Genomic DNA, 11,323 nt, shown 5'->3' on the forward strand with positions numbered 1-11,323 from the left:
ATCCATGGGCTTGTTCGAGAATTTGTTACTCATATTTCTGTTAATCAGCATCAGTAGTTTTTTTTCTATGTCTGAAATTGCTTTAGCGGGCTCGCGTAAAATGCGTTTGCGTCAGCTGTTTGATGAGGGCGATCTTAGGGCTGGCCGAGTGTTACAGTTACAAGCTCAACCTGGGAGCTTTTTTACTGTGGTGCAGATTGGATTGAATGCGGTTGCAATCTTGGGGGGGATTGTGGGGGAGTCGGCCTTTACGCCTTACTTTAAACTGGCATTAGCGCCGCTATTGTCCGAGCCCTACTTAGCCCAAGTGAGTTTTACCCTGTCATTTGTGATGGTCACCAGTTTGTTTATTTTAATTGCCGACTTGATGCCTAAGCGTGTGGCGATGGCGATGCCCGAGCAAATTGCCATGGCGTTAGTGGGGGCCATGTCATTTTGCATCGTGATGCTAAAACCATTGGTCTGGTTATTTAACGGCATTGCTAATGGCGTATTTAAGTTGCTTGGGATCCCAATGGCACGCAACGATGCGATTACTGAAGACGATATTTACGCTGTGATGGCGGCGGGTACTGAAGCTGGGGTGCTGCATAAAGATGAGCAGCAATTAATGGAAAACGTGTTTGAAATGCAAACCGTGCCCGTGACAGCGGCCATGACAGTGCGCGAGAGCTTGGTGTTCTTTTTGCAACAAGACACTGAAGAAGACATGAAGCGTAAAATCGCCGAAGATCCACATAACAAGTTTTTGGTGTGCGATGGTCAACTCGATCAAATCAAAGGATTTGTGGATGCTAAAGAGTTATTGATCCGCGTGATCAATGGTGAAGTTATTGACTTGAAAAAAGGGGATTTACTGCATCCGGCATTGATCATTCCCGATACCCTGAATTTATCTGAGGCGATGGAGTATTTTAAAAATAATCGTGCCGATTTTGCTGTGGTAATGAATGAGTATGCGCTGGTGGTTGGGGTGGTCACGACCAATGATTTACAGAGCGCAGTCATGGGGTCTTGGAACCTCGCCGAAGGCGAAGAGCAAATTATTGCTCGCGATACGAATTCTTGGCTGGTGGATGGCTTAACGCCGATTACCGATGTCATGCGTGCGTTTGATATTGAGGAATTTCCTCAGAGTCAGAATTATGAGACTGTCGCCGGCTTTATCATGTATATGCTGCGTAAAATTCCCAAGCGTACCGATTACGTCGTCCATGGGGGCTATAAATTTGAAGTGGTCGATATCGATGCTTATCGGGTCGATCAATTACTAGTCACTCGCATCGAACAAGACAAATTGTTAGGTGAAAACATTAATGCTTCACCGTTAATGGATGCAAAGCCTCAAGATAACGACTGATAAAAGGCGGCTAAGCGGGGATCTTGTGCCATAGTCCGTCGCGAGATGCAGCCTAACGCCAACGGCCTGACCATCGACAGTGGTAAGGCCGTTAATCTTTCCCGCACCGGACTATGTTGAATCACGACTTCCGGCAAAATACTGATACCACACCCCAGCGCGACCATTGAGGCCATAGCTTCGTGGCCAGACACCTGCGCATAAATCTTCATCTTCAATCCCAATTGTCGATATAAATTCTCGGCTCGATGTCGGCTGGGTCCTCGCTCAGGCAAGATCAGCGGTAGAGCTAACCAATCAGTTATTGTGTGGTTTGGCAGCGGATCGTGATGAGCGACTACCAGGCACATAGGGATAGAGTCGATTTCCTTAAAGTCTAAACTGTTAGCCAGTACTTCGGGTTTAGCCGCAATGGCAATATCGGCCAAATTTTGCTGCACTTGTTCTGGAGCGTTGGCGGCATCACCGGTGGTTAAATGGATTTCTACCAAGGGATGTTGGCGCCGAAATTTATCGAGTAACTGAGGTAAATGGCTATAAGCGGCGGTCACTGAACAATAGAGACGCAACTGACCACTTAACTGGGTGGTCGGTGTGAGTTGCTGTTGCAAAAAGTGCCATTGGTTAACGGTTTCTTGAGCGAAACGTCGAAAGGCTACCCCCCCTTGAGTCAGCCGTACTTGGCGGTTGTCACGTTCGAATAATCGGCATTCGGCGAGGGTTTCTAATCGTTGTAATTGTCGGCTTAGGGTCGATGGGCTGACATGCATTTGTTGCGCAGTTTGGCCAAAATGCAAGGTATCGCATAGGTGTAAAAACAGTTTCAGGCTGCGAATGTCCAAAGTTAACCTCATGTTGCAAAAAATGAAACGTTATGTGCCGAATATATCATTTTAAGCAACTAAAGATACAAGTTATAGTCAATCTATAGCAGTAGTCATTTTCAACGATCCGGCGACAGGAGTTAACCATGGCCAATTATTTCAATTCGTTAAGTTTACGAGAGCAGCTGACACAATTAGGTCAGTGCCGTTTTATGCAGCCAGACGAATTTCGTCAAGGCTGCGATTTTATCCGTGATTGGAATATCGTTATTTTGGGGTGTGGTGCGCAGGGACTGAATCAAGGGTTGAATATGCGCGACTCTGGCTTAACTATCTCCTATGCCTTGCGTCAACAAGCGATCGATGAACAACGTGAGTCCTTTAAACGAGCTAGTGCCAATGGCTTTAAGGTTGGCAGCTTCGAGGCGCTGATCCCTGAGGCCGATCTGGTGTTAAATCTGACCCCAGATAAACAGCACTCCCAAGTCGTCAATACGATTATGCCGATGATGAAGCAAGGAGCGACCCTTTCTTATTCTCATGGATTTAATATTGTGGAAGAGGGCATGCAAGTTCGCCCTGATATTACGGTGATCATGGTAGCGCCAAAATGCCCTGGCACTGAAGTGCGCGAGGAGTATAAGCGTGGCTTTGGGGTGCCGACCTTGATTGCGGTTCATCCTGAAAACGATCCTAACGGCCAAGGTTTTGAGATCGCCAAGGCGTATGCCAGTGCCACCGGCGGCGATCGCGCTGGCGTTTTGCACTCGTCGTTCATTGCCGAAGTGAAATCCGATCTCATGGGAGAGCAAACCATCTTATGCGGCATGCTGCAAACCGGGGCGATTTTAGGTTATGAAAAAATGGTTGCCGATGGTCTTGAGCCAGGCTTTGCCGCTAAGTTAATTCAGCAAGGTTGGGAAACCATCACCGAGGCGCTCAAGCACGGTGGGATTACCCACATGATGGATAGGTTGTCTAACCCAGCCAAAATTGCTGCTTATAAAATTGCTGATGAGCTAAAGCAACAGTTAAGGCCCTTATTTGAAAAGCATATGGATGACATCATTAGTGGTCATTTTTCCGCCACTATGATGGATGATTGGGCCAATGATGATGCTAATTTATTGCGTTGGCGCGCCGAAACCAATGATACCGGCTTTGAACAAGCTCCCCAAAGCGATGAAGTGCTATTGGAACAAGCGTATTTCGATAAAGCGATCTTGCTGGTGGCCATGATTAAGGCCGGCGTTGAGCTCGCATTCGATACCATGGTTGCCGCCGGTATCATTGAAGAGTCCGCTTATTATGAGTCGCTGCACGAAACGCCGCTGATTGCTAATACAATTGCCCGCAAGCGCTTATATGAAATGAATGTAGTGATTTCGGATACCGCGGAATATGGCTGTTACTTGTTTAATCATGCTGCAGTGCCGTTGCTGCGGGAATATGTCATGCAATTGGCTCCTGAGTATTTAGGTGCTGGCTTAAGATTCGATGACAACCAGGTCGATAACCAAGAGTTGATCCGCGTCAATCATGCGATCCGCCATACTCAGGTCGAGCAAGTAGGCGCGAAATTACGGGGTTACATGAAAAATATGAAGCGTATTAATCTCGACTGAAGCTGAATCGAAGTGACTCGTTGATGAAAATACTTCACTCGGCCACTTTTTTAGTTGGGCTTGAATGGTTATTGTGTTAAACCTGTATGCATATATGTAACGCATTAGTGAACGCACCCCAAATAGGGAACGAGTGTAGCAATGACCAATCAAGCCCAAATCACATCTCTGCAGCAAGTTAAGCCCAGCCTTTTAGGCCGCCTAACCGTGCTCGTGTCTGTGATTATTACCTTGGTGATTATTATCTCATCACGGGGGCGGCCTAAGGCGCATTGACCACACTGAACGCAGTTAACGTCAACCCCCCGCTCCCACAGGACCGGGGGGTTTTGTTTTTCTAGGCAGAGGCAGTATTAATGGAACATGAGCAAGAGATTAATGGCGCGCAAGCGGTTATCCGAGCGCTACTAGCCCATGGGGTCACTCAAGTATTTGGCTACCCTGGTGGTGCCATTATGCCGATTTATGATGCCTTGCATGGGAGCGAGTTAGAGCATGTACTTGCTCGGCACGAACAAGGCGCGGCGTTTGCGGCACTCGGTTATGCCAGAGCGAGCGGTAAAACTGGGGTCTGTTTTGCGACCTCAGGACCTGGCGCAACTAACCTCATCACCGTGCTTGCTGATGCCTTACTAGATTCAGTGCCATTGGTCGCGATTACTGGGCAAGTCCCTCAAAGCCTGATTGGTACGGATGCATTTCAAGAGGTCGATGTTCTAGGATTATCTTTGGCGTGCACTAAACACAGCGTCATGGTGCGTCACCTTGATGAATTATTGCCGGCCCTGTATCAAGCCTTTGAGCTGGCTGCCAGCGGTCGCCCAGGCCCGGTATTGGTGGATATACCTAAAGATATTCAACTGGGAAAGCTTAAGTATCGCGCACCATTAATGGCGGTCGACGAGCTTCCTAGTCTCAATGAGGCTGAACTCACCCAAGCTAAATTGCTTATTCAAGCCGCCACGCGACCTATGGTATACGCCGGCGGAGGGGTCGGTATGGCTGGGGCGGTTGGCGCGCTACAACATTTTCTTGAACAAACCGGTATGCCATCGGTCGCGACCCTCAAAGGCTTGGGCTGTATTGATGCCAAGAATCCTTATTACCTCGGGATGTTGGGCATGCATGGGTTGAAGGCCGCCAATTTGGCCGTGCAACAATGTGATTTACTGCTGGTGGTGGGAGCTCGTTTTGATGATCGCGTCACCGGCCAGTTAGCGAAGTTTGCGCCTAATGCCAAGGTTATCCATTTGGATATTGATCCTGCCGAATGTGGCAAGTTACGCCAACCAGAGGTGTCGTTTTGCGGCGACATTCATGCGGCATTAACTTATTTAAGTGGTCCCCTGTCTATTGATGTTTGGCAGCAAGAGTTGCACCAACTCGCGCAGCAACATCAATGGAACTATGACCATCCGGGTGAGTTGATTTACGCGCCCAAGCTATTGCGTCAGTTAGCGGATAAGTTGCCAGAGAATAATGTGGTCAGTTGCGATGTTGGCCAACACCAAATGTGGGTCGCGCAACATATGTGGTTTCGCCGTCCGGAAGATCATCTCTCCAGTGCCGGCTTAGGGACTATGGGGTTTGGTTTACCCGCGGCCATCGGAGCTAAATTTGCGCGGCCCAATGCCATGGTTGTTGCTGTCTGTGGCGATGGTTCCATCATGATGAATATTCAAGAGTTGGCAACCATCAATCGCTATCAACTCGATGTCAAAATTGTTCTGATAGACAACAGCAAATTAGGCATGGTTAAACAGTGGCAGCAATTGTTCTTCGAGGGGCGTTTATCGGAAACTGACTTATCAGATAACCCTGATTTTGTTGCTTTGGCGGCCATATTCAATATTGCGGGGCGCTGTATTAGCCGAGCCGATGAGGTGACGGCTGGTTTGGAACAGATGTTGGCGCATCCCGGAGCCTTTTTACTGCACGTTAAAATCGACGAAGCATTCAATGTTTGGCCTCTAGTTCCACCTGGAGCTGCCAACGATCAAATGATAGAACAGCCAATTGCGACAAAGGGGAAAGTATTATGATCCATCACATCAACTTGGTGACCCAAAACCGTCCCGAAGTGCTTGAGCGGGTACTTAGAGTCGTGCGTCATCGTGGATTTACCTTAACTGCCATGGTGATGGATTGTAAGGGGGGGGTGAATACCCTTGAAATTCAAGTCGAAGCGGAGCGAGCGATTGAGTTGTTGACCAGACAGTTGACAAAATTATTAGATGTTACCGAGTGTCAGGTAACCACAGTATTGGCCCAACAAGCCAGAGGATAAGGACAGAATATGGCAAAGTTAAGATCAGCAACCACCACTGAAGGTCGTAATATGGCGGGCGCTCGTGCCTTATGGCGTGCTACCGGTATTAAAGATGAGGATTTCGGCAAGCCGATCATTGCCATCGCCAACTCCTTTACCCAATTTGTGCCGGGTCACGTGCATTTAAGAAACATGGGGGCGTTAGTGGCTGGCGCTATTGAAGAGGCCGGCGGTATAGCCAAGGAATTTAACAGCATTGCGGTGGACGACGGTATCGCGATGGGGCATGGCGGCATGCTGTATAGTTTGCCTTCGCGGGAGTTGATTGCCGATAGCTTAGAATACATGGTTAATGCCCATTGCGCCGATGCATTAGTTTGTATTTCTAATTGCGACAAGATTACCCCCGGTATGTTAATGGCGGCACTGCGTCTCAATATACCCGTGGTGTTTGTGTCTGGTGGGCCGATGGAGGCGGGTAAAACCAAGCTATCCGATAAGATCATTAAACTCGACTTAGTCGATGCCATGGTTGCCGGCGCCGATAGCCGCGTGTCTGATAGTGATAGCGAGCAGATTGAGCGCAGTGCTTGTCCCACCTGTGGTTCGTGTTCTGGGATGTTTACCGCCAATTCAATGAACTGTTTAACGGAAGCATTGGGCTTGTCCTTGCCTGGCAATGGTTCACTGCTGGCGACTCACGCCGATCGTCGAGAGTTGTTTTTGGAAGCTGGGCGCCGCGTTATGGGGTTAGCTAAGCGTTATTACCAGCAGGATGATGAATCGGTGTTGCCGCGTAATATTGCCAATTTCAAAGCATTTGAAAATGCCATGACTCTTGATATTGCCATGGGGGGCTCATCGAATACTGTGCTGCATTTATTGGCTGCAGCCTATGAGGCTGATGTCGATTTTACCATGGCCGATATTGATAGATTGTCGCGCCGAGTGCCTCACCTATGTAAGGTCGCACCCTCAACCCCTGAATATCATATGGAAGATGTTCACCGAGCGGGTGGGGTGATGGCTATTTTAGGGGAATTGCAGCGGGCCAACCTCTTGCATACCGATGTGGGTCATGTGGCGCTAGACAATGGCACCTTGGCCGATCTGCTCGGCCAGTTCGATGTGATGCAAACCCAGAGTGCTGAAGTTAAACAAATGTTTAGTGCAGGACCCGCAGGAATACCTACCACTAAGGCATTTAGCCAAGAATGTCGTTGGCCGAGTTTGGATACCGATAGGCAAGCGGGTTGTATTCGCCGCCTAGAGCATGCCTTTAGCCAAGAAGGAGGGCTGGCGGTGTTGACTGGCAACTTGGCCGCGGATGGTTGCATCGTAAAAACGGCAGGCGTCGATGAAGATAACCTGACGTTTAGCGGTAATGCGCGGGTATATGAAAGCCAAGATGATGCGGTGGCTGGTATTTTGGGGGGGGAGGTTGTTGCCGGTGATGTGGTCGTGATCCGCTACGAAGGCCCTAAAGGCGGGCCTGGCATGCAAGAAATGTTGTACCCAACGAGTTACCTGAAATCTCGTGGTTTAGGCAAGGCTTGCGCGTTGATCACCGATGGGCGTTTTTCTGGAGGTACCTCGGGGTTGTCTATCGGTCACGTATCACCCGAAGCCGCGGCTGGTGGAATGATTGCTTTGGTACAAACTGGCGATCGGATTGACATTGATATCCCGAGTCGACGTATTCAATTGGCCGTGAGCGAGCCAGAGTTATCCAAGCGTCAATTGGCGATGCTCGCCAAAGGTCCCCAAGCTTGGAAGCCGACTAACCGTCAACGCAATGTGTCTTGGGCGCTAAAAGCTTACGCCTTATTGGCCACCAGTGCCGATAAAGGCGCGGTGCGTGACCGCAGTCAATTGGAGGACTAGTGATGCTAGCACTAGCGCGAGAATCTCAGCTGACATTGGCTAACTACTATTTACAGCGAATACTGCGATCTAAAGTCTATGAAGTCGCGAAAGTCACGCCATTATCAACTATGCCTAAATTATCTTCGCGCTTGGCTCGCCAAGTATATTTAAAGCGTGAGGATATGCAGCCGGTGCATTCCTTTAAAATACGGGGGGCTTATAACCGTATTGCTACTCTTACAGCGGAAGAGCGCCAACGAGGGGTGATTTGTGCCTCTGCCGGTAATCATGCCCAAGGGGTGGCGCTGTCAGCATCGACCTTAGGGGTGAGTGCGGTCATCGTGATGCCGACGACGACACCTTCGATAAAAATTGATGCCGTCAAACGCCGTGGTGGTGAGGTCGTGTTATTTGGCGATAGCTTTGATCAAGCCAATGCCCATGCCCAAGGGATAGCGGCGGCGCAAGGTCGTGTCTATGTTGCTCCCTTTGATGATGAAGCCGTCATTGCCGGTCAAGGCACGGTCGCTCAAGAAATGCTGCAACAACAAGCCGATTTGCAAGCCATTTATATTCCGGTCGGCGGCGGTGGGCTGGTGGCGGGAATGGCTGCTTTTTATAAAGCCGTGATGCCGGAAGTTAAAATCATTGCTGTTGAGCCAGAAGATGCCGCTTGTCTGTTGGCGGCGATGCAGGCTGGCCATCCAGTGGTGCTAGATCATGTTGGTCTATTCGCCGATGGTGTGGCGGTAAAGCGCATCGGTGATGAGCCTTATCGTTTAGCTAAAGAATATGTCGATGAGATCATTACCGTTAGCTCAGATGAAATATGTGCGGCGGTTAAAGACATCTTTGAAGATACCCGTGCAATTGCTGAACCTGCTGGCGCACTTGCCTTAGCAGGATTAAAGAAACATGCCACCACAACGCAGTTTGATAAAGTGGCGGCCGTATTAAGCGGAGCGAACGTTAACTTTCATAGTTTGCGTTATGTGTCTGAACGGTGCGAGCTTGGAGAGCATAAAGAAGCGGTATTGGCCGTGACTGTGCCTGAGCGTCCGGGGAGTTTTTTATCGTTTTGCCAATTACTCTCACCTCGCGCGATTACTGAGTGTAATTATCGATTTAATAATCGCAATCAAGCGGTGGTGTTTGCCGGCGTTAGAATAAATAACCTCGATGAGTTAGGCGGTTTAATTGCAGAACTGCAACAGGCGGGGTTTGCGGTGCAAGATCTCTCTAGTGATGAAACTGCCAAGCTGCATATCCGTTACATGGTGGGCGGTCGGCCACCGCAGGCTCTAAATGAGCGCTTACTGAGTTTCGAATTTCCAGAGCACCCAGGAGCCCTGCTCAAGTTTTTAACCACACTACAAAGCCAGTGGAACATTAGCCTTTTTCATTATCGAAATCATGGTGCAGCCTATGGGCGAGTGTTGGCGGGCTTTGAGGTGCCCGCGTGTGATGAGTTAGGATTCCAAGCGTTCTTAGATGAATTAGGGTTTGTCTATCAAGAGCAAACGAATAGTCCTGCCTATCAGCTATTTTTAGCGCATGGCGAAAGTGACTTTGATAACAAATAGCTAGGGTTCAAAGAGTAGATAGAGCCAACTATGGTACCTTAAGGTCAACGTTGAGATTACATACAAGGAGAGCAGATGATAGTCGCACCACAGTTTAAGGCCTTCAACCCACCGCGTCGGATACTCATGGGCCCAGGGCCGTCAGATATCTACCCGCAAGTGTTAGCTGCGCAATCTAAGCCAACAGTTGGTCATCTGGATCCCTTGTTTGTTGGTATGATGGATGAACTTAAAACATTAATCCAATATGCCTTCCAAACCACCAATGAGATGACAGTCGCTATCTCAGCTCCTGGCAGTGCAGGCATGGAAGCGTGTTTCGTCAATTTAGTTGAGCCTGGAGACAAAGTCATCGTTTGCCGCAATGGCGTATTTGGCGAGCGTATGCGTCAAAATGTGGTACGCATTGGCGCGACAGCCGTGGTTGTCGATAATGCTTGGGGTGAGCCGGTCAATGTCGCTGATGTAGAGGCTGCATTAGTGGCGCATCCGGAGGCTAAATTTGTTGCCTTTGTCCATGCCGAAACATCCACTGGCGCTTTGTCAGATGCAAAAGCAATTTGTGAGGTTGCCAAATCACATGATTGCTTGACCATAGTCGATGCCGTCACATCGTTAGGGGGAAGCGAACTACGAGTGGATGAGTGGGGCATTGATGCTATCTACTCTGGCTCTCAAAAATGCTTATCTTGTGTACCCGGATTATCACCTGTGTCATTTTCGCCTGCTGCAGTGGCTAAATTGCAAGCCCGCCAGACACCGGTGCAAAGTTGGTTTCTCGATCAAAGTCTAGTGATGGGGTATTGGAGTGGCGACGGTAAACGAAGTTACCACCATACCGCACCAGTCAATGCGCTATATGCGCTACATGAATCACTGCGTCTGTTGGCACAAGAAGGGTTAGAGCAAACATGGAAACGTCATCAAGCGATGCACCAAGAATTGAAAGTGGGCTTGCAACAGTTAGGCTTAACCTTTGTGGTTGATGAGGCCAGTCGCCTGCCACAACTCAATACTGTCTATATCCCAAGCGGTGTCAATGATGCGCAAGTGCGTCAGCAGCTACTCGAACGTTACAATCTTGAAATTGGCGCCGGACTGGGTGATCTCGCCGGTAAGGCGTGGCGTATCGGATTAATGGGCTATGGCGCTCGGCGTGAGAATATTGCCTTGTGCTTAAAGGCATTGGCAGACGTGCTCCAGTAGGCACATTTTCAGTAGCGCAGCGCAAGAGCTTAGCATTGTTAAGCTCTTGCTTTACCCCTCAAGACTTCAAACTGCAGCAATGGCGTCTAACTGGCGGCCTAATTGCATCTAGCTATAATAGGGTCACCCGAATAATGCCTTGATACCCCCAAGGTTATTTTGTACTTTTTTCAGGCGTTTGTGGATAACTCTGGGGGTAAGCGGTGAGTTTGATGGGACTAAATTGGGTGTAAATAAAAAATGACGTTTTATGGCAAAAAGCGCTTGCGCAAATGGTTTGCGGCCCTATAATGCGCCCCATCGACACGAGATGAGGCGGCAACGTCACTTGAAGTGAAGATTCACTCACTGACTAACGCACTGAGTGGCCGCGAAAAGAAATTGAAAAATGACTTGACGCACATTGGGAAATGCGTAGAATACGCTTCCCTGAGCTGACGAGAAGTTGGCTCCAAAGCCCACGGCGGCAACGTTCTTTAACAAGTAGAAGACAAGCAAATCTGTGTGGACATTCACAGTAGTTGATAAATCGACAACGATTTAAAACGTCTCGCAAGAGACTTCAACGAAGATGTCCGCATAACATGCAA

At 49.0% G+C, this 11,323-nt stretch carries 8 protein-coding genes; 7 read left to right on the forward strand and 1 reads right to left on the reverse strand.

Annotation, left to right across the window (positions count from 1 at the left end):
• The first annotated feature begins 4 nt into the window (after positions 1–4).
• Positions 5–1,360 carry a hemolysin family protein gene (locus KU855_RS14125; protein ID WP_218530928.1) on the forward strand — a complete coding sequence of 452 codons (1,356 nt, stop codon included), beginning with the start codon at positions 5–7 and terminating at the stop codon, positions 1,358–1,360.
• Here KU855_RS14125 and ilvY read toward each other — a convergent pair.
• Positions 1,345–2,202, reverse strand: a complete 858-nt coding sequence (gene ilvY, locus KU855_RS14130; protein WP_218530929.1) for an HTH-type transcriptional activator IlvY — start codon at positions 2,200–2,202, stop codon at positions 1,345–1,347. The two genes, KU855_RS14125 and ilvY, sit on opposite strands and share 16 nt — an antisense overlap.
• Positions 2,203–2,330: 128 nt before the next feature.
• On the opposite strand from ilvY, the gene ilvC reads away from it, so the two are divergent.
• The 6 genes from ilvC (at position 2,331) to KU855_RS14160 (ending at position 10,733) form a co-directional block, all read left to right on the forward strand.
• Complete coding sequence (gene ilvC / locus KU855_RS14135; RefSeq protein WP_218530930.1) at positions 2,331–3,809, forward strand: ketol-acid reductoisomerase; 1,479 nt, start codon at positions 2,331–2,333, stop codon at positions 3,807–3,809.
• Between the two features lie 356 nt (positions 3,810–4,165).
• Positions 4,166–5,851 (forward strand): acetolactate synthase 2 catalytic subunit, encoded by a 1,686-nt coding sequence (gene ilvG, locus KU855_RS14140; RefSeq protein WP_218530931.1) that lies wholly within the window; start codon positions 4,166–4,168, stop codon positions 5,849–5,851.
• Positions 5,848–6,096 carry an acetolactate synthase 2 small subunit gene (gene ilvM, locus KU855_RS14145; RefSeq protein WP_218530932.1) on the forward strand — a complete coding sequence of 83 codons (249 nt, stop codon included), beginning with the start codon at positions 5,848–5,850 and terminating at the stop codon, positions 6,094–6,096. The genes ilvG and ilvM overlap by 4 nt, the downstream gene beginning before the upstream one ends.
• Positions 6,097–6,105: 9 nt before the next feature.
• Entirely contained in the window at positions 6,106–7,962 is a 1,857-nt protein-coding gene (gene ilvD / locus KU855_RS14150) for a dihydroxy-acid dehydratase (protein WP_218530933.1), read from the forward strand.
• A 2-nt stretch (positions 7,963–7,964) separates the two neighbouring features.
• Entirely contained in the window at positions 7,965–9,527 is a 1,563-nt protein-coding gene (ilvA, locus tag KU855_RS14155) for a threonine ammonia-lyase, biosynthetic (RefSeq protein WP_218530935.1), read from the forward strand.
• A gap of 75 nt (positions 9,528–9,602) precedes the next feature.
• Positions 9,603–10,733, forward strand: a complete 1,131-nt coding sequence (locus tag KU855_RS14160; RefSeq protein WP_218530934.1) for an alanine--glyoxylate aminotransferase family protein — start codon at positions 9,603–9,605, stop codon at positions 10,731–10,733.
• Positions 10,734–11,323 lie beyond the last annotated feature (590 nt).

The organism is Shewanella sp. NIFS-20-20 (assembly GCF_019209865.1).
GTDB lineage: Bacteria > Pseudomonadota > Gammaproteobacteria > Enterobacterales > Shewanellaceae > Shewanella.